The organism is Bosea sp. 685 (assembly GCF_031884435.1).
Taxonomy (GTDB): domain Bacteria; phylum Pseudomonadota; class Alphaproteobacteria; order Rhizobiales; family Beijerinckiaceae; genus Allobosea.
This window is the reverse complement of record NZ_CP134779.1, coordinates 4,948,132-4,966,278: the sequence shown is the minus strand read 5'-3', so window position 1 is coordinate 4,966,278 and position 18,147 is coordinate 4,948,132. Positions and strand designations below refer to the sequence as shown.

The 18,147-nt window shown below is 65.6% G+C and carries 16 protein-coding genes; 11 read left to right on the top strand and 5 right to left on the bottom strand.

The features are described 5' to 3' along the window. Positions 1–978 (bottom strand): ABC transporter substrate-binding protein, encoded by a 978-nt coding sequence (locus RMR04_RS24395; RefSeq protein WP_311911067.1) that lies wholly within the window; start codon positions 976–978, stop codon positions 1–3. Positions 979–1,207: 229 nt separating this feature from the next. Here RMR04_RS24395 and RMR04_RS24390 point away from each other — a divergent pair, with 229 nt between their 5' ends. From RMR04_RS24390 to RMR04_RS24360, 7 genes are all read left to right on the top strand, one after another. Then, positions 1,208–2,590: an ABC transporter substrate-binding protein gene (locus RMR04_RS24390; protein ID WP_311911066.1), complete on the top strand. Its 1,383-nt coding sequence runs from the start codon at positions 1,208–1,210 to the stop codon at positions 2,588–2,590. 109 nt (positions 2,591–2,699) lie between these two features. Continuing rightward, positions 2,700–3,572 (top strand): carbohydrate ABC transporter permease, encoded by an 873-nt coding sequence (locus RMR04_RS24385; protein ID WP_311915929.1) that lies wholly within the window; start codon positions 2,700–2,702, stop codon positions 3,570–3,572. Continuing rightward, the gene (locus tag RMR04_RS24380) at positions 3,572–4,408 is read left to right on the top strand and encodes a carbohydrate ABC transporter permease (RefSeq protein ID WP_311911065.1); all 837 of its coding nucleotides are present in this window, start codon (positions 3,572–3,574) and stop codon (positions 4,406–4,408) included. Before RMR04_RS24385 ends, RMR04_RS24380 begins: the two co-directional genes overlap by 1 nt. 107 nt (positions 4,409–4,515) lie before the next feature. Continuing rightward, positions 4,516–5,484: a transaldolase gene (gene tal / locus RMR04_RS24375; protein ID WP_311911064.1), complete on the top strand. Its 969-nt coding sequence runs from the start codon at positions 4,516–4,518 to the stop codon at positions 5,482–5,484. Between the two features lie 149 nt (positions 5,485–5,633). Continuing rightward, positions 5,634–6,248 carry an HdeD family acid-resistance protein gene (locus tag RMR04_RS24370; RefSeq protein WP_311911063.1) on the top strand — a complete coding sequence of 205 codons (615 nt, stop codon included), beginning with the start codon at positions 5,634–5,636 and terminating at the stop codon, positions 6,246–6,248. A gap of 68 nt (positions 6,249–6,316) precedes the next feature. Continuing rightward, positions 6,317–6,880 carry a YceI family protein gene (locus RMR04_RS24365; RefSeq protein ID WP_311911062.1) on the top strand — a complete coding sequence of 188 codons (564 nt, stop codon included), beginning with the start codon at positions 6,317–6,319 and terminating at the stop codon, positions 6,878–6,880. Further along, entirely contained in the window at positions 6,877–7,434 is a 558-nt protein-coding gene (locus RMR04_RS24360; protein ID WP_311911061.1) for a cytochrome b, read from the top strand. Before RMR04_RS24365 ends, RMR04_RS24360 begins: the two co-directional genes overlap by 4 nt. 3 nt (positions 7,435–7,437) lie before the next feature. On the opposite strand, the gene RMR04_RS24355 is transcribed toward RMR04_RS24360, so the two are convergent. The 4 genes from RMR04_RS24355 to RMR04_RS24340 all read right to left on the bottom strand — a co-directional run bounded on the left by RMR04_RS24355 (position 7,438) and on the right by RMR04_RS24340 (position 13,275). After that, positions 7,438–9,120, bottom strand: coding sequence for a thiamine pyrophosphate-binding protein (locus RMR04_RS24355; protein ID WP_311911060.1), 1,683 nt, complete (start codon positions 9,118–9,120; stop codon positions 7,438–7,440). Next, positions 9,113–10,303: a CaiB/BaiF CoA transferase family protein gene (locus RMR04_RS24350; RefSeq protein WP_311911059.1), complete on the bottom strand. Its 1,191-nt coding sequence runs from the start codon at positions 10,301–10,303 to the stop codon at positions 9,113–9,115. The genes RMR04_RS24355 and RMR04_RS24350 overlap by 8 nt, the downstream gene beginning before the upstream one ends. Before the next feature lie 107 nt (positions 10,304–10,410). Then, complete coding sequence (locus RMR04_RS24345) at positions 10,411–11,628, bottom strand: acyl-CoA dehydrogenase (RefSeq protein ID WP_311911058.1); 1,218 nt, start codon at positions 11,626–11,628, stop codon at positions 10,411–10,413. Between the two features lie 126 nt (positions 11,629–11,754). Next, positions 11,755–13,275, bottom strand: coding sequence for an L-piperidine-6-carboxylate dehydrogenase (locus tag RMR04_RS24340; protein ID WP_311911057.1), 1,521 nt, complete (start codon positions 13,273–13,275; stop codon positions 11,755–11,757). 283 nt (positions 13,276–13,558) lie between these two features. On the opposite strand from RMR04_RS24340, the gene gcvA reads away from it, so the two are divergent. The 4 genes from gcvA (at position 13,559) to RMR04_RS24320 (ending at position 18,142) form a co-directional block, all read left to right on the top strand. Then, on the top strand, positions 13,559–14,467 hold the full coding sequence (gene gcvA, locus RMR04_RS24335; protein ID WP_311911056.1) for a LysR family transcriptional regulator: 909 nt from the start codon (positions 13,559–13,561) through the stop codon (positions 14,465–14,467). A 181-nt stretch (positions 14,468–14,648) separates the two neighbouring features. Next, the gene (locus RMR04_RS24330) at positions 14,649–15,869 is read left to right on the top strand and encodes an NAD(P)/FAD-dependent oxidoreductase (protein WP_311911055.1); all 1,221 of its coding nucleotides are present in this window, start codon (positions 14,649–14,651) and stop codon (positions 15,867–15,869) included. Positions 15,870–15,881: 12 nt separating this feature from the next. Then, positions 15,882–16,388, top strand: a complete 507-nt coding sequence (locus RMR04_RS24325; RefSeq protein WP_311911054.1) for a DinB family protein — start codon at positions 15,882–15,884, stop codon at positions 16,386–16,388. 113 nt (positions 16,389–16,501) lie between these two features. Next, entirely contained in the window at positions 16,502–18,142 is a 1,641-nt protein-coding gene (locus tag RMR04_RS24320) for a thiamine pyrophosphate-binding protein (protein WP_311911053.1), read from the top strand. Positions 18,143–18,147: the final 5 nt, after the last annotated feature.

Genomic DNA, 18,147 nt, shown 5'->3' with positions numbered 1-18,147 from the left:
TCACTCGAAGATCGCGCTGAAGCGCTTGCGCGCCGCGGCCTCGCCGGCAAGCGCCTGGGCGGCGTCGAACGGCATCAATTTGATCGCGTCCCGCGTCGGATAGCCGGCCGGCAGCGCGACATCGGGATGGGCCGCGACATAGCCCTGGCGCAGCGCCAGCGCCTGGCCTTCCCGGGAGATCAGGAAACCGACGAAGGCCTTCGCGGCTTCCGGGTTCTTGGTCGATTTCAGGATCGCGACCGGCTCGCCGACGGCGGAGACGCCTTCGCTGGGAAAGACGAACTCGATCGGCGCGCCCTTGGCCTTCTCGCGGATCGGCATGAAATCGACGATCATGCCGTAGAGCTTCTCGCCGGTGGCGACCTGGCGCAGGATGTCGCCATTGCCGCCGGCCGCGAGCGCGCCATTGTCCCTCAGCTGCTCGTAATAGCGCCAGCCGCCCGGCAGGTTGCCGGCCAGCGTCATGGTGTGGATCAAGGCGGCGCCCGAATTCAACGGGCTCGGCATGGCGAGCAGGTTCTTGACCTCGGGCTTCGTCAGATCAGCCCAGCTCGTCGGCTTCAGCGCAGCCTTGTTGTTGTAGACGATGCCGGTGGTGATCAGCTTGGTCGAGAACCACATCTTCTGCGGGTCGTGGATGCCGGCCGGATAGGCGGAGACATCGGCAGCATCATATGCGAGCAGCCGGCCCTCCTGCTTCAGGCCTTCCATCGTTACCGAATCGGCGATCAGCAGGACGTCCGCCTGCGGGCTGCCGGCCTCGATCTCGGCGCGCAGCTTCGCCATCACGCGCGGCGTGCCGTCGCGCACGAAGCTCACTTCGACTTTAGGATAGAGCGCCTTGAAGGCATCGATCGTCTGCTGCGCGTCGGTGTTGGGCTGGCTGGTGTAGAGGACGAGCTTGCCCTCCGCGGCCAGCGCCGCTGTGGCGGCGAGCGCGCCCGCGGCTGCCAATATGATCAAGATGTTGGCGCGCATTGCCGCCTCCCATGGGCCTCGACCTGTCAGGGTCCGTCAGGGCCGTTAGGCCCCGTATATGACATATCCATGAAAGTGCCAGCGATCCTCCGCCGCATCGCGCCGGTGACCTGAACTGCCCGAATTTCCCGCATTGCACCGGCTTGTTTGTCCGAGCGTTTTTCGACTAGTGTCCTCGACAAGACGTCCTAAATCGTCGGCATTAAACGTTTTAAATGGGAGGTTATCGATGAAATCGGTTCGTTATCTCGTCACCGGTGCGGCCTTCGCGGCGATTGCCGCGGGTTGGTCCGGCGCGGCGTTCGCGCAGGAGACCGTCACGGTCTGGTTCACCAAGGGCTTCTACAAGGGCGAGGATGACGCGCTGCTGGCCGTTGTCGACAAGTTCCAGAAGGCGACCGGCGTCAAGGTCGATCTCTCGCTCTACGCGACCGAGGATTGTGTGACCAAATCTGTCGGCGCCATCGAGGCCGGCACGCCGCCCGATGTCGGCTTCTGCACGACTTATGATTTCCGCACCACCGGCAAATGGGCCTTCGAAGGCAAGCTCGAGGACGTCACCGACGTGATCGAGCCGATGAAGGCCGAATTCCAGCCGCAGGCGCTGGCAACGACCTTCCTGATGAACAGCAAAGTCGGCAAGAAATCCTATTACGCCTTCCCCGTCGAACAGCAGATGATGCACATCACCTACTGGAAGGACATGCTGGAGGAAGCCGGCTTCAAGGAAAGCGATATTCCCAAGGGCTGGAACGGCTATTGGGACTTCTGGTGCGACAAGGTCCAGGGCTCGCTGCGCGCCAAGGGCAAGCGCATCTACGGCGTCGGCCATCCCATGGGCATCGCGGCGTCCGACACCTTCTACAGCTTCCTGACTTTCGCCAATGCGTATGGCGCGCAGGTGGTCGACGAGAACGGCAAGATCGTGCTCGACCAGCCCAAGAACAAGGCGGCGATGATCGAAGCGGTGAAGTCCTATGCGAACATCTTCCAGCGCGGCTGCACGCCACCATCCTCGGTCAATTGGCTGGATCCCGACAACAATGTCGCCTTCCACAACCGCACGACCGTGCTGACGCATAACGCGACGATCTCGATCGCCGCCAAGCATCTCGACGACATGAACAACCCTGCGCTCACCGCCGAGCAGCGCGCCCAGGCCAAGAAGAACTACGAGGACAACATCCGCACCGCGGAATTCCCACTCAAGCCCGATGGCGGCGTCATGCCGAACCTCGCTGCGGTGAAGACGGCGGTGATCTTCGCCGACGCCAAGAACAAGAAGCGCGCCAAGGAATTCATGGCGTTCATGCTCAAGGACGAAAACCTGCGTCCCTTCGTCGAAGGCTCGGTCGGTCGCTGGTTCCCGACGACGATCGAGGGCGCCAAGAGCCCGTTCTGGACTGACGGCAAGGACCCGCATCGCGCGATCGTCCATAAGCAGTACACCGATGGCACCGTGCCGTTCCAGTTCGTCTACAACTACAACTTCACGACCGTGAACGCCGAGAACGTCTGGGCCAAGGCGGTGAATCGCGTGGTTCAGGACAAGATCGCGCCAGACGTCGCAGTGGACGAGATGATCGCCCGCATCAAGCAGATCGCCGGCTGACGCCGCCGATCCCAACGAACAGGCGCCCTGCGGCCGCAAGAGCCGCGGGGCGCCGACCCGTCCCAGTATGACGGCGAGACCGAGGGAATAGGCTATGACAGCGACCACGATGGCCGCACCGGTCGCGGTACCCAGCGATGCGGTCTCAGGACATACCCGCGATCGCGCGCTCTGGGGCACGATCATGCTGGCGCCCTATGTCCTCGTCTTTGCCGTGATGGTGGTCTATCCCGTCGCTTACGGCCTCTGGCTCGGCCTCAACTGGAATTCCTACCGCGCGCTCTTCGCCGACCCGATCTTCATTCGTACCGTCATCAACACGATCCTCTTTCTGTTCATCGCGGTGAACCTGAAATTCCTGATCGCGCTCTGGCTCTCGGGCTTCTTCGTGGCGCAGCGCGCCTGGGTTCGCATCGTCCTGGTGATCTTCATCCTGCCCTGGGCGGTGCCGTCGATTCCGACCATTCTCTCGTTCCGGGTCATGCTCAACCCCGAGAATGGCATGATCAACCAGCAGCTTTTCCACCTGTTCGGGATCGTTGAAGGGCCGGGTTGGCTGACGGATCCGACGCTGGCCTTCGCCAGCTCGATCATGGTCCATATCTGGAAGTCGCTGCCGTTCTGGACGTTGATCCTGATCACCGGGCGCTTCGCCATCGCGCAGGATCTCTATGAGGCCGCCAGCGTCGACGGCGCCAATAAATGGCAGCAGTTCAAATTCATCACCTGGCCTTCGCTGGCGACGCTCTATGTCACCTCGACCATGCTCTCGATGATCTGGACGCTGGGCGACTTCAACAGCGTCTACCTGCTCACCGGCGGCGGCCCCGGTGACTTGAACCACGTGCTCTCGACGCTCGGCATCCGCTACATGCGCAACAATAATCTCGATCTCGGCATCGCCTCGATCATCGTCGCCATGCCGCTGATCCTGCCGATGGTCTATTTCATGGTGAAGCGTCTCTCGAAGGGAGCCGAATGATGAAAAAGGCTCTCGACGAGGGAAAGCTGATCCTGATCGCCATTCCCGTCCTGATCTGGACGCTGCTGCCGATCTACCACCTCTTCGTGCTCTCGATCTCCAGCCAGGAGGCGATGCTGGCGGGCACATTGTGGCCGGCCAAGCCGACGCTGCAGAATTTCCAGATCGTCTTCCAGCAGCAGCACTACTACCTGACGAATTTCTGGCGGCAGATGTTCAACAGCTTCTTCATCGCAATCTCTACCGGGCTGCTCACGCTGTTCATCGCCACCTTCGCCGCCTTCGCGATCTCCCGCCTCAAGGTTAGGGGTGGGCGCACGATCATGAACCTCGCTTTGGCAACCTATCTGATCCCGGCCGCCTTTCTCGCCATCCCGATGTACAAGGCGATGGGCTCCTATGGTCTGCTGAACACGCAAGCCGCCTTGATCCTGGCCATGGTCGCACTGGCCTCGCCCTATGCGATCTGGGTGCTGAAACAGGCCTCCGACAAGCTCCCCAAGGAGCTCGACGAGGCCGCAATCATGGACGGCGCGACCTCGCTGCAGCTCTTCCGGCTGGTCTACCTGCCTTTGATGAAGCCCTCGATGGTCGTCATCGGCATCTATGCGCTGCTGCTCGCCTGGAACGAGTATCTTTACGCCTTCCTGCTGCTCTCCAACGAGAAGGCGGTTCCGCTCGCCGTGGGCCTTGGGCTGTTCCTCTCGGCTGACGACGCGCCCTGGAACCTGCTGATGGCGGCGGGCCTGCTCTATGCCATCCCTCCGGCGGTGATCTATTACGGCTTCCGCAAGAACATGGTCGGCGGATTGACCGCGGGCGCCGTCAAGAGCTGAGCCTTCGCCAACCGCGCAGGCCGGCCCTGTCGCCGGCTTGCTTGACCGCGCGGGAACAGCACCGCAGGTTCGGGTGTTCTTTCGATACGGACCATAGCAGGACCATCATGACCGCTTCCAAGCTCGACCAGCTCCGCGAGATGACGACCGTCGTCGCCGACACCGGCGATATCGAGGCGGTCCGCCGGCTGAAGCCCGTCGATTGCACCACCAACCCGACGCTGATCCTGAAGGCGGTGGAAACCCCGGCCTATGCCCATCTCGTCGACGAGGCGATCGCCTGGGGCAAGAAGGCTGGCGGCGGCGAGAAGGCCGTGCATGCGGTCTGCGACCGGCTCGCCGTCACCTTCGGCGCGGAATTGACCAAGATCGTGCCCGGCCGGGTCTCGACCGAGGTCGATGCCGATCTCTCCTTCGACACGCAGGCGACGATCGACAAGGCGCGCGCCATCATCGCCGCCTATCAGGAGCGCGACATCGAGCGCGACCGCATCCTGATCAAGATCGCCTCGACCTGGGAAGGCATCCAGGCCGCCAAGGTGCTGCAGGCCGAAGGCATCGATTGCAATCTGACGCTGCTCTTCGCCTTGCCTCAGGCGGTCGCCTGCGCGGACGCCAAGGCCTTCCTGATCTCGCCTTTCGTCGGCCGCATCCTCGACTGGCACGTCAAGGCGGGAGGTGGTCCCTACACCGCCGAGACCGACCCCGGCGTCGTCTCGGTGAAGGCCATCTACGCCTATTACAAGGCATTCGGGATCAAGACGGTGGTGATGGGCGCCTCCTTCCGCAACACCGGCGAGATCGAGGCTCTGGCCGGTTGCGACCGGCTGACGATCGGGCCCGGCCTGCTCGACGAATTGGCCGCGGCGACCGGGGATCTGCCGCGCAAGCTGTCGCCGGCCTCCTCGCCGCAAGTGGCTTCTCCCGGCGGAGGCAGGATCGTCCTCGACGAGAAGGCGTTCCGCTTCGCCATGAACGAGGACGCCATGGGCACGGAGAAGCTGGCCGAGGGCATTCGCGGCTTCGTCAAGGATCTGCGCGGGCTCAGGAAGCTCGTGGCGGCAAGACTCGGCTGAGATCGGCTGGGCTGAGAGGCTCGGCTTAGACCTCGCGGGCCAGTCACCACTGGCCGCGTTGGGGCTGCTACAACCGCGATATTGTGCGATATTGACGTCGCCTGCCCGGGGTGAGAGCTTGCAGCTCAGCTCCCGCCGGAGATGAAGCCATGTCGCAAGCCCCGACTCCTGCGCATCATCCGTCCTCGCTGGGCACGCATCTGGTGCCGTTGCGGCGCAACTGGGGCTGGTTGCTGGCGGCCGGCATCGCCCTGGTGATCCTCGGCATACTTGGCCTCGGCGCCGTCGGCCTGCTTAGCGTCGCCAGCACGATCTGGTTCGGCGCCATGATCTTCGCCGGTGGCGTGGTCATGCTGATCGACGCCTTCCGGCATGGCGGCTGGAAGAGTCGGCTGATGCATATCTTGATCGGCCTGCTCTATCTCGCCGTCGGCGTCATGGTCTTCATCAATCCGGTCGTGGCGACGGTGTCGCTGACCTTGTTTGCCGGCGCCGCGCTCGTCGTGGCGGGCGTCCTGCGCATCGTCGTCGCGTTCCAGACGCGGCCGATGCCGGTCTGGGTCTGGGTGCTGGTCTCAGGGCTATTGTCGCTCGCGCTGGGCGCGCTGATCCTGCTGCAATGGCCGGCATCGAGCCTTTGGGTGCTCGGCACCTTCCTCGCCGTGGAGCTGATCTTCCAGGGCTGGGCCTGCATCGCGTTGGCCCGGGCGATCCGCTCGACTTTTGACGGCGTCATCGCCAGGCGGGCCGGCCCCGCAGCGTAACATCACCTTTGCGTGTGCCGTGGTTCGTCACCATGGCGCGGCCATCATAGGCGCGATAGATCGCAGCCATGCTGTACCGCTTATCCCTTGCGATCTTCGCTCTGTTCCTTGCCGGACCTGCCGTGGCTCAGGCGACATGGCGCTTCGACCGCGCTTCGACCGAGATCAGTTTCGTTGCACACCGCTTCGGCGCAGTCGTCGCCACCGGCCGTTTCGAGCGCTATGACGGCACGCTGGCGCTGGACTTTGACCAGCCCGAGAAGAGCCGGATCAGGGTCGCGATCGAAACCGGTTCGATCAAGGCGGGCTCGGCGCTGATGGACGGCTTCATCACCGGCGAGAGCATGCTGGATTCCGCCCATAGCCCGACGGCGAGCTTCAATTCCGTCAGCGTGACCCGAACCGGCGAACGCAGCCTGCAGATCAGCGGCCAGCTCACCATCCGTTCCGTCACCCATCCCATTGTGGTCGATGCCGTGGTGGATGGCGATCTCGACAAGGCGCGGCGCGGCGAAAAGCTGCCTTTCCACGCCAGCGGCTCGTTCATGCGCCCCGCCTTCGGCATCGGCCGGGACGTCAATGTCGTCGATGACCTCGTCGAGATCGCGATAAAGGGGCAGCTTTCGCGATGACGGCTACGGAGGCCCGCCTTCCAATACGATGGCACCCTGCGATCGTCGCCCTGCATTGGCTGACCCTGCTGCTGATCGCGCTCCAGTACGTGCTCGCCAGGCTGATGGGCGACGAGACGCGCGACCTCGTCGGCCGCTTCGAGCTCTATCAATTGCACAAATCCATCGGCCTGACGGTCGCGGTCTTCGTGCTGCTGCGGCTGGCCTTGCGTCTCGTCTTGCCGGCTCCGCCGCCGACGCGCCCCGAGCCGTGGCAGCGCCTTGCGGCCGGTGCGGTTCAGGGCGGGCTTTATCTCTGCCTCGCCGCACTGCCGCTGACCGGAATGCTGATGGTGTCGGCCGCGCCGATCCAGATCCCGACCTTGTATTTCGGCTGGTTCGCGGTGCCTCATCTCATCGGCCCGGACAAGGCGACCTATGAGATGATGCTATCCCTGCATGAGCGGGTCTTCGACCTGCTCATCGTGTTCGGCCTGATCCATCTCGGCGCGGTCCTGTTCCACCGCCTGGTCTGGGGCGATGGCCTGCTGCACCGGATGTGGTTCAGGAGCTGAGGGTTACGCGCCCTTCTGCGCCTGCGCGGCAAAGGCCTCGGCCCGGATCGTCGAGAGTGACTTCGCCGGCGTGATCGCCTCCGGATCGAGTAGGCAGTGGATGATCGCCGGTTTGCCGCTGGCAACCGCGCGCTCGAAGGCCGGGCCGAATTCGGCCGTGGTCTCGACACGCTCGCCATGGCCCCCAAAAGCCTTGGCATAAGCCGCGAAATCCGGGTTCTTCAGCTCGGTCGCCGAGACGCGGCCGGGATAGTCGCGCTCCTGATGCATGCGGATGGTGCCGTACATGCCGTTGTCGATTACCACGACGATGACGGGCAGATCGTATTGAACCGCTGTCGCGAAATCCTGCCCGTTCATCAGGAAGCAGCCATCGCCGGCAAAGGCGACCACCGTTCTGTCAGGAAACAATCGCTTGGCGCCGATCGCGGCAGGCACGCCATAGCCCATCGAGCCGCAGGTCGGTGCGAGCTGCGTCGCGAATTTGGTGAAGCGGTGGAAGCGGTGCACCCAGGTGGCGTAGTTGCCCGCGCCGTTGCACAGGATCGCATCGTCGGGCAGGTAGCGCCGCAGCCAGGTCACGGCTTCGCCGGGATGGAAGGCGCCAGCCACTGGCGCGGGCTGCTCGGTCCAGCCGAGATAGGCTTCATGGGCTTCCGCAGCTGCACCGGCCCAGGGAATTTCCTGCGGCGGATGCACCGTCTCCAGCGCGGCGCAGAAGGCGGTCGGCGAGGCGTTGATCGCGAGGGATGGCCGGTAGACGCGGCCCAGTTCCTCGGCATCGGGATGGACATGTACCAAGGGCCGGCCGGGCTCGGGGATACCGAACAGCGTGTAGGACTGGCTCGGCATCTCCGAGAGTCGTCCGCCGACGAGCAGGACGAGATCGCTCTCCTTGATGCGCTTCAGCAGCTTCGGATTGGGGCCGATGCCGAGATCGCCGGCGAAGTTCGGGTGGTCGGCCGGAAACAGCATCTGCCGGCGGAACGAGACCGCGACCGGCAGGTCGAAACGCTCGGCGAAGCGGGTGAAGCGTTCGATCGCCTGCGGGCTCCAGCGCGAGCCGCCGAGGATCGCGACCGGCGACTTCGCCGCCCAGAGCCGCTTCTGCAGATCGATGGTCTGGAGCAGGGACGGGTGCGTCTCGGTGACCTGATAGGGCTGCGCATCGGCCACGTCGGCGAGGTCGGTCAGCACGTCCTCGGGCAGCGCGATCACCACCGGGCCGGGTCGGCCGGCGGTCGCGACATGGAAGGCGCGGCTGATGATCTCGGGAATGCGCGCGGCATCGTCGATCTCGGTCGCCCATTTCGTCATGGTGCCGAAGACGGCGCGGTAGTCGAGCTCCTGGAAGGCCTCGCGCTCGCGCATGCCGCGTTCGATCTGGCCGACGAAGAGGATCAGCGGCGTCGAATCCTGGTCGGCGATATGGATGCCGGGCGAGGCGTTGGTGGCTCCAGGCCCGCGCGTCACGAAGCAGATGCCGGGCTTGCCCGTCAGCTTGCCGGCGGCCTCGGCCATCATGCAGGCGCCGCCTTCGGCTCGGCAGATGGTGACCTTCAGGCTGGCATCATGCAGTGCGTCGAGCACGGCGAGGTAGCTCTCGCCGGGTACGCAGAAGGCGTCGGTCGCGCCGTGGATCAGCAATTGGTCGACGAGGATCTGCCCGCCTGTGCGATTAGCCATGGTGCGGCCCTCCCCAGGCCGGGTCGTTCAGGATGTCGTCGTGATGTTCGCCGAGCCCTGGGCTCGGCCGTCCCGCCACCTGCCTGACGCCGTCGATCACGATCGGCGAGGCGACGGTGGGGATCGTCCCACCCTTGGCGGCGGCGCTGGGCAGGTCGACCTTGACGCCGCGCGCCATGATCTGCGGGTCGGCGAAGACCTCGTCGACGGAATTGATCGGCCCCGCCGGCACGCCGACTGCCTCGAGCGCCGCCAGCAGGTCGGCCTTGCCGTAGCGCTGGGTCAGGGCGTGGAGTGCAATCGTCAGCGGCGCGCGATTGGCGACGCGGGATTTGTTGTCGGCATAGTCGGGGTGATTGGCGAGCTCGGCTCCGCCCAGCACGTCGCAGAGCTTGCGCCACTGCCCGTCATTGCCGGTGGCGATGATGATGTGGCCATCGGCGACCGGGAAGACGTCATAAGGCACGATGTTGGGGTGCGCGTTGCCGAGCCGCGGCGGCGGATTGCCTGAGACGAGATAGTTCATCGCCTGGTTGCCGAGCACGGCGACCTGGGCATCGAGCAGCGCCATGTCGAGCGTCGCGCCCTCGCCGGTTGCGTCGCGCCGGCGCAGCGCCGAGAGGATGCCGACCGAGGCGTAGAGCCCGGTATAGATGTCGGCGACGGCATAGCCCGCCTTCATCGGCGCGCCCGTCGGTTCGCCGGTCACCGACATCGGCCCGCCCATGCCTTGCACGAGGAAGTCATAGCCGGCGCGGGGCGCATAAGGACCGGTCTGGCCAAAGCCGGTGACCGAGCAATAGATCAGGCGCGGGAAGGCGGCGCGCATTGCGGCGGCGTCGAGCCCGTATTTCTCCAGGCCGCCGACCTTGAAGTTCTCGACCACGACATCGGCATGGGCGGCGAGGCGATACACCAGCGCCTGGCCTTCCGAGCTGCGGAAATCGGCCGTGATCGAGCGCTTGCCGCGATTGGCCGAGTGAAAATAGGCGGCCGAGAGATGCTCGTCACCGACGCCCTCGACGAAGGGCGGGCCCCATTTGCGGGTGTCGTCGCCCTCGGGCGCCTCGACCTTGACGACATCGGCGCCGAGATCGGCGAGAAGCTGGCCGATCCAGGGACCGGCAAGGATGCGCGCGAGTTCGAGGACGCGCAGGCCGGCGAGGGGAGGGGCTGGGTTCATGTTCTCAATCCGCGCCGTCATGGTCGGGCTTGACCCGACCATCTCGTGGGGAGTCCAGTTCTGGGAGAGATGGTCGGGTCAAGCCCGACCATGACGCGGATGGCGTCTCAGAAAAACGCCTGCAGGCCAGTGATCGCCCGGCCGAGGATCAGCGCATGCACATCATGCGTGCCCTCATAGGTGTTCACCGTCTCGAGATTGGCCGCATGGCGCATCACCTGATACTCGATCGAGATGCCGTTGCCGCCATGCATGTCGCGGGCCTGGCGGGCGATGTCGAGCGCCTTGCCGCAATTGTTGCGCTTCACCAGCGAAATCATCTCCGGGGCCATCTTGCCCTCGTCGAGCAGGCGCCCGACACGCAGCGAACCCTGCAGGCCGAGCGTGATCTCGGTCAGCATGTCGGCGAGCTTCTTCTGGTAGAGCTGCGTCTGGGCCAGCGGCTTGTTGAACTGCTTGCGGTCGAGCCCGTACTGGCGGGCGCGCTGGAAACAATCCTCGGCGGCGCCCATCACGCCCCAGGAGATGCCGTAGCGGGCGCGGTTCAGGCAGCCGAACGGGCCTTTGAGGCCCGAGACGTTCGGCAGCAGGTTTTCTTCCGGCACGATGACGCCGTCCATGACGACTTCGCCGGTGATCGAGGCGCGAAGCGAGAGCTTGCCGCCGATCTTGGGGGCGGAGAGACCCTTCATGCCCTTTTCCAGGATGAAGCCGCGGATCTGGTTGTCATGCGCGGCCGATTTCGCCCAGACGACGAAGACGTCGGCGATCGGCGAATTCGAGATCCACATCTTCGAGCCGGTCAGCCTGTAGCCATCAGTGACCTTCTCGGCGCGGGTCTTCATGCCGCCCGGGTCGGAGCCGGCATCGGGCTCGGTCAGGCCGAAGCAGCCGACCCATTCGCCCGAGCCGAGCTTGGGCAGGTACTTCTTGCGCTGGTTCTCGTCGCCATAGGCATAGATCGGGTACATCACCAGCGAGGACTGCACCGACATCATCGAGCGATAGCCGGAATCGACGCGCTCGACCTCGCGGGCGACGAGCCCGTAGGAGACGTAGTTCGCACCGGCGCAGCCATATTCCTCGGGCACCGTCACGCCGAGCAGGCCGAGTTCGCCCATCTCGTTGAAGATCGAGCGGTCGGTGGTCTCGTTGAGATAGGCTTCCGAGACGCGCGGCTGCAGCTTCTCCTGCGCGAAATCGCGGGCGGTGTCGCGGATCAGGCGCTCATCTTCGTTCAGCTGCTCATCGAGCAGGAAGGCGTCGTCCCAGGTGAACTCGGCCAGCTTGTGGCTGGCGGAGTGGCTGCGAGCGGCTTCGGCCATGGTGTGTCTCCCCTTGATCTCTTGTCGTCATGGTCGGGCTTGACCCGACCATCTCTGAAACCAGCCATTTGGTCACGAGATTCTCGGGTCTGCGCTTCGCTTCGCCCGAGAATGACGCCTTATGAATCACGCATCCACATCGAAGCTGACGCCCTGCGCCAGCGGCAATGTCGTGCCGTAATTGAGCGTATTCGTCGCGCGGCGCATATAGGCCTTCCACGCATCGGAGCCGGCCTCGCGGCCGCCGCCCGTTTCCTTCTCGCCGCCGAACGCCCCGCCGATCTCGGCGCCGGACGGGCCGATATTGACGTTGGCGATGCCGCAGTCGGAGCCCTCGGCCGAAACGAAGATCTCAGCCTCGCGCATGTCGAGCGTGAAGATCGAGGAGGACAGGCCGGCGCCGACCGCGTTCTGCACCGCGATCGCCTGGTCGAGCGTCTTGTACTTCATCACATAGAGGATCGGCGCGAAGGTCTCGCGCTCGACCGGGCCGGTCTGCGACGGCATCTCGACCAAAGCAGGGCGGACATAGAAGCCGCCAGCGCCGACTGTGACCTGCTCGCCGCCATGGACCTTGCCGCCGGCGGCTTTGGCCTCGGAGAGCGCGGTCTGCATGCCCTTGAACGCGGCCTCGTCGACCAGCGGGCCGACCAGCACGCCGGCCTCACGCGGATCGCCGATCTTGACCGAGCCATAGACCTTGATCAGCTTCGGGATCAGCGCGTCATAGACGCTCTCATGCACGATCAGGCGGCGCAGCGTGGTGCAGCGCTGGCCGGCCGTGCCCATCGCCGCGAAGGCGATGCCGCGCAGCGCGATGTCGAGATCGGCCGAGGGCGCGACGATCGCGGCATTGTTGCCGCCAAGTTCGAGGATGGCGCGGGCAAAGCGTGCGGCGAGCTTCTGGCCCACCTCCTTGCCCATCCGGGTCGAGCCCGTGGCCGAGACCACCGGCACGCGATGGTCGCTGACCAGCAGGTCGCCGATCTCGCGGCCGCCGATCAGGATCTCGGAGAGACCGATCGGGGCCTCGGGACCGAAGCGCTTCATCGTCTTCTCGACGATCGCCTGCACGGCGATGCCGGTCAGCGGGGTCTTCTCCGAGGGCTTCCAGACGACGCTGTCGCCGCAGACGAAGGCGAGCGCGGCATTCCAGGACCAGACCGCGACCGGGAAGTTGAAGGCCGAGATCACGCCGCAGACGCCGATCGGGTGCCAGGTTTCCATCATGCGGTGGTTCGGGCGCTCGGTCGCGATGGTCAGGCCGTAGAGCTGGCGCGAGAGGCCGACGGCGAAATCGCAGATGTCGATCATCTCCTGGACCTCGCCGAGGCCCTCGGAAACGACCTTGCCGGCTTCGAGCGTCACCAGCAGGCCGAGATCGGTTTTCGCAGCGCGCAGCTCCTCGCCGAGCAGGCGCACGAACTCGCCGCGGCGGGGCGCCGGCACCTTGCGCCAGGCGAGATAGGCGCTCTGGGCCCGGCCGATCGCGGCCTCGGCCTCGGCGGGGCTCGTCTCGCGGAGCGTGGCGACGGCCTCGCCCGTGATCGGCGAATGGGCGGGAAGGCCTGCCTTGGCGAAGGCGGCGTCGGTTACGCCGAGGCGCTTGAGCAGCGAAAGGGCTTCTTGAGGCAGGGCGGAGGTCATGCGGCTCGGGCCTTCATCATGATGTGCGTCGGTGGCGTGTTCTTGTGCCACCATCCCAAACAAGCGGCAAAGCAGCGCAGATCCAAAATCCATCGGAGGCCCAATCCCTTGCACTGGATTCGGCTCTACGATGGATCCCGGATCTCCGCTTCGCTGCGTCCGGGATGACGGCGCGGTGAGAGAGCCTCTCAATTCGGGCGGAAGAATGCCCTCTTCCACCCTGCCTGGGCAATCGATATGTTCTCACGACTTGATGAGAGTTTCTCATGAATTTGGAAGTCTCATGGACTTTGACATCGTCCCGGGCCGGCTTTCGGTGCCTTCGCTCTCGGCGCTTGCCGCCTTCGAGGCGGCGGCGCGGCATGGCAGCTTCACGCGCGCAGCCGAGGAGCTGAACCTGACGCAAGGCGCTGTCAGCCGGCAGGTCGCGCATCTCGAAAAGGTTCTCGGCGTCGGCCTGTTCCAGCGCGTCAGGCAGCGCGTCAGCCTGACGCCGGCGGGCAGCGCCTATGCGGCCGAAATCCGGGACGGCCTGTCGCGGCTGGCTGCGGCCACCGTCTCGGCCATGGCCTTTCGCGGCGCGGCCGGCGTGCTGCATCTGGCGATCCTGCCGACCTTCGGCACGCGCTGGCTGATCCCGCGCCTATCGCGCTTCATCGAGGCGCATCCCGGCATTACGATCAACTTCACCACCAAGCTGGTGCCCTTCGACTTCGCTCGCGAGCAGGTCGATGCCGCCATCCATTTCGGCGATCCCGTCTGGGCCGGCGCCAGGCTGCACCGCTTGATGGGCGAGGAGATCATCCCCGTCGCGGCGCCGTCCCTGGTGGCGCGCCTGGGCCTGGCGGAGCCGGCGGACATGCTGCGCGCGCCCCTGCTGCAGCAGTCGACGCGGCCGCGCGCCTGGGCCAATTGGCTGGAGCAGCAGGGCCTGCCTCCCGAGCGTGCCTTGATGGGGCCGCGCTTCGAGCAATTCGCCATGGTCTCGCAGGCTGCGGTCGCCGGATTGGGGCTCGCCATCGTGCCGCGCTTCCTCGTCGAGGAGGAGTTGCGCCTGGGCGCGCTCGTCATTCCCGTCGATCGGCCGGTGACCGGCTCCGAGGGCTATTATCTGGTCTATCCCGAGGCCAAGGCCGGGTTGCCGGCGGTGGTCGCTTTCCGCGACTGGCTGCTCGGCGAATGCGGCGCGTGAGCGAACCCGCTGCCGGCGCGTCTGCGCTCAGAGGCCGCCAAGGTTTTGCGCGATGGCACTGAGATTGCCTCGCGAGGCCCGTAACGACAGCCCTCGACAAGGCGCCATTGTCGCGTCATTCATGCGCTGAATTCACCAACCTCGGTCGCGACGCATCGCGGCCATGCTCCGCGGGACCGCTATGTCGTCTTCGTCTGAAAGCGCCGATGTCGTGATTTGCGGCGGCGCCGCCATCGGCTCCTCCGTCGCTTATCACCTCGCCGCCGATCCCGGCTTCAAGGGCAAGGTGGTGGTGATCGAGAAGGACCCGACCTATCGTCTGGCCGCCTCGGCGCTCTCGGCGGCCTCGATCCGCCAGCAATATTCCAGCGCGGTCAACATCCGCATCTCGCTCTTCGGCATCGATTTCCTGCGCAATCTCGGCGCCCATCTCGCGGTCGACGGCGAGACGCCCGTCATCGATCTGCATGAGGGCGGCTATCTCTATCTCGGGGGCGACGAGGGCGCCCCGATCCTCGCCGCGAACCAGGCGCTCCAAGCGGCCGAGGGCGCGGATATCGCGCTTTATGCTGCGGATATGCTGCGCAGCAAATTTAGCTGGCTTAATACATCGGACCTTATCTGCGGCACCTATGGCGTCAGCGGCGAAGGCTGGTTCGACGGCTGGGCGCTGCTGCAGGCCTTCCGCAGGAAGGCGCGCTCGCTCGGCGTCGAATACCGCCAGGGCGAGATCTCCGGCTACAGCGTCGAGGGCGGGCGCGTCACCGGCGTCGAGCTCACTGATGGCAGCCGCATCGCCTGCGGCGCGGTGGTGAACGCCTCAGGCACCCATGGCGCGCGGCTGGCCGCCACCGCCGGCGTCGCGATCCCGGTCAAATCGATGAAGCGCTATGTCTTCTCCTTCACCTGCAAGGGCGAGGTCGACAACTGCCCGCTGCTGATCGACACCACCGGCGTCTGGTGCCGGCCCGAGGGCAAGCGCGGCAGCGAGGGCCAGCTCTTCATCGGCAGCTCCTCGCCGACGAGCGAGGCCGACCAGGAGTGGCTCGAGAGCGATCCGGGCGTCGAGGATGTCGACTGGTCCTTCTTCGAGGAGACGGTCTGGCCGGCGCTGGCGCATCGTATCCCCGCCTTCGAGCAGATCAGGCCCGGCCGCGCCTGGGCCGGCCCCTATGACATGAACGGGCTCGATCACAACGCGATCATCGGCCCGGCTGCCGGCGTGCCCAACCTCTATCTCGCCAACGGCTTCTCCGGCCATGGCCTGCAGCAGTCGCCGGCGGTCGGGCGCGGGCTTGCCGAGCATATCCTGCATGGCGGCTATCGCACGCTCGATCTTGCCGATCTCGGCCATGAGCGCATCGTTGCCGGCAAGCCTCTCAAGGAGGCCAACATCATTTGAGGAGGTGGCCGCATGGTCGATCCCGCCTTCGTCCAGGCCATGGCGCGCTACAACGCCTGGCAGAACCGGAGCCTGATCGCGGCCGCCGACGCGCTCGACGATGAAGAGCGCCGGCGCGACCGGGGCGCCTTCTTCAAGTCGATCCAGGGTACGTTCAATCACATCCTCTGGGCCGATGAGGTTTGGCTGCATCGCCTGACCGGCTCGCCGAAGCCGTCCGTGAGCGGCCGCGATTCGGCGATCTATGTCGAGGACTGGGTCGAGTTCCGCTTCAGGCGCCGCGAGCGCGATGTCGCGATCGAATCCTGGGCGGCGAATATCGAAGCGAACTGGCTGCGCGGCACCCTGATCTGGTATTCGGGCGTGGCCGGCCGCGAGATGGGCAAGCCCCGCGGGCTCGTGGTGGCGCATCTCTTCAACCATCAGACGCATCACCGCGGCCAGATTCACGCCATGCTGACCGCGGCCGGAACCAAGCCGGACGATACCGACTTCTTCCTCGTCGACGAGCTGCGCTGAATGCGACTCGCAATCGGTCACACAGATTTGATGTGCCATTGATGGCGTAGAATCCGATTCGGAAAACTCTTTGCGCGAGCGTCCTCGCTTGCGCCGCAGACGGATGGTCACGCATGCCCAGCCAACACATGCCCAATTCAGAGACGATCACCACCGGCGCGGACCTGATCGCGCGAGGCCTCGCGCAGGCTGGCATTCGCCACGCCTTCGGCATTCCCGGCGGCGAGGTCCTGGCGCTGGTCGAGGCCTTCAGCGCAGCCGGCATCGAGCCCGTTCTGGTCAAGCATGAGAACGCGGCCGGCTTCATGGCCGAAGGCGTCTGGCATGCGACGGGCGCGCCGGGCCTGTTCTACGCCACGCTCGGCCCGGGTGTCGCCAACGCGGCCAATGTCGTCGCCAATGCATTGCAGGACCGTGTGCCCTTGATCTTCGTCACCGGCTGCGTCGATGCGGCCGAAGCCGAGAGCTACACCCATCAGGTCTTCGACCATCAGGCGCTGCTGCGCCCGATCGTCAAGGCGAGTTTCCGCGCCACCGCCGAGACCGCCGCCCTCGTCGTCGAGAAGGCGCTTGCCATCGCATTGTCGGGCCGGCCCGGCCCGGTCCATATCGATGTGCCGATCGGCGTGGCGGAAGGTCCCGCCAAGGCGTCTGCGCGCGTGCCCGCTCCGCTGCCCCTGCCGGTCCGGCCTGCCGAGGGGCCGGGCCTGGAGGCGGCTCGTGGGGCTCTGGCGAATGCCGAGCGCCCGCTGATCATTGTCGGCCTCGATGTCGTCAACCAGGGCGCGGCCGATGTGGTCGCCGATTTCGCGCGCGACCGCGACATCCCCGTCATCACCACCTACAAGGCCAAGGGCGTGCTGCCCGAGAGCGATCCGCTCTCGCTTGGCGGAGCGGGGCTCTCGCCCAAGGCGGATAAGGTGCTGCTGCCGCTGGTCAAGGCCGCGGATATGATCGTGCTCGCCGGCTATGATCCAATCGAGATGCGCCTCAACTGGCGCGATCCGTTCTCGCCTGGAACCCAGATCATCGACATCGTTGCCGAGGCGATGCCCCATGGCGTGCATCGCAGCGACCATCTCATCGTCGGCGACATCGCCGCCAGCCTGTCGGGCTTAAGCGTCGCGCCGGCCAAGGCGCATGTCTGGCCAGGCGGCGAGCCCACAGTGGCGCGGGAGGCGCTGCGCGACGCCTTCAAAGCCTCGGCCGCCTGGGGGCCCGATGTCGTCTTCGAGACGGTGCGCGCCGCGACGCCTGCAGACACCGTCATCACCATCGATTCCGGCGCCCATCGCATCCTGCTCTCGCAGATCTGGCAGACCGATATCCCGCACGCGATCCTGCAATCGACTGGGCTTTGCACCATGGGCTGCGCCGTGCCGCTGGCGCTCGGCTACAAGCTCGCCAGCCCCGCGACGCCGGTTGTCGCCTTCGTCGGTGATGCCGGGCTGGAGATGGGGCTGGGCGAGCTCGCGACCGCGCGCGAACTGGGCTTGCCCGTCGTCATCGTCGTTCTGGTCGATGAGAGCCTCGCTTTGATCGAGATGAAGCAGCGCTCCAGTCAACGCCCCAATGCGGCGGTGGATTTCTCCGGTAGCGATTTCCCGGCCGTGGCGCAGGCGCTGGGCGGTGTCGGCCGCTGGGTCGACGATGCCGGCACGCTCGAGCGGGAAGTCGAAGCCGCGCTTAGCCGCGCCGCATTCACCGTGCTGGCCTGCCGCATCGCGCGGCGCGCCTATGACGGCAAGATCTGACGAAG

Coding starts and splice junctions, on each gene's coding strand:
- RMR04_RS24395 (WP_311911067.1), bottom strand. CDS start 978: ATGCGCGCCAACATCTTGATCATATTGGCAGCCGCGGGCGCGCTCGCC.
- RMR04_RS24390 (WP_311911066.1), top strand. CDS start 1,208: ATGAAATCGGTTCGTTATCTCGTCACCGGTGCGGCCTTCGCGGCGATT.
- RMR04_RS24385 (WP_311915929.1), top strand. CDS start 2,700: ATGGCCGCACCGGTCGCGGTACCCAGCGATGCGGTCTCAGGACATACC.
- RMR04_RS24380 (WP_311911065.1), top strand. CDS start 3,572: ATGAAAAAGGCTCTCGACGAGGGAAAGCTGATCCTGATCGCCATTCCC.
- tal (WP_311911064.1), top strand. CDS start 4,516: ATGACCGCTTCCAAGCTCGACCAGCTCCGCGAGATGACGACCGTCGTC.
- RMR04_RS24370 (WP_311911063.1), top strand. CDS start 5,634: ATGTCGCAAGCCCCGACTCCTGCGCATCATCCGTCCTCGCTGGGCACG.
- RMR04_RS24365 (WP_311911062.1), top strand. CDS start 6,317: ATGCTGTACCGCTTATCCCTTGCGATCTTCGCTCTGTTCCTTGCCGGA.
- RMR04_RS24360 (WP_311911061.1), top strand. CDS start 6,877: ATGACGGCTACGGAGGCCCGCCTTCCAATACGATGGCACCCTGCGATC.
- RMR04_RS24355 (WP_311911060.1), bottom strand. CDS start 9,120: ATGGCTAATCGCACAGGCGGGCAGATCCTCGTCGACCAATTGCTGATC.
- RMR04_RS24350 (WP_311911059.1), bottom strand. CDS start 10,303: ATGAACCCAGCCCCTCCCCTCGCCGGCCTGCGCGTCCTCGAACTCGCG.
- RMR04_RS24345 (WP_311911058.1), bottom strand. CDS start 11,628: ATGGCCGAAGCCGCTCGCAGCCACTCCGCCAGCCACAAGCTGGCCGAG.
- RMR04_RS24340 (WP_311911057.1), bottom strand. CDS start 13,275: ATGACCTCCGCCCTGCCTCAAGAAGCCCTTTCGCTGCTCAAGCGCCTC.
- gcvA (WP_311911056.1), top strand. CDS start 13,559: ATGGACTTTGACATCGTCCCGGGCCGGCTTTCGGTGCCTTCGCTCTCG.
- RMR04_RS24330 (WP_311911055.1), top strand. CDS start 14,649: ATGTCGTCTTCGTCTGAAAGCGCCGATGTCGTGATTTGCGGCGGCGCC.
- RMR04_RS24325 (WP_311911054.1), top strand. CDS start 15,882: ATGGTCGATCCCGCCTTCGTCCAGGCCATGGCGCGCTACAACGCCTGG.
- RMR04_RS24320 (WP_311911053.1), top strand. CDS start 16,502: ATGCCCAGCCAACACATGCCCAATTCAGAGACGATCACCACCGGCGCG.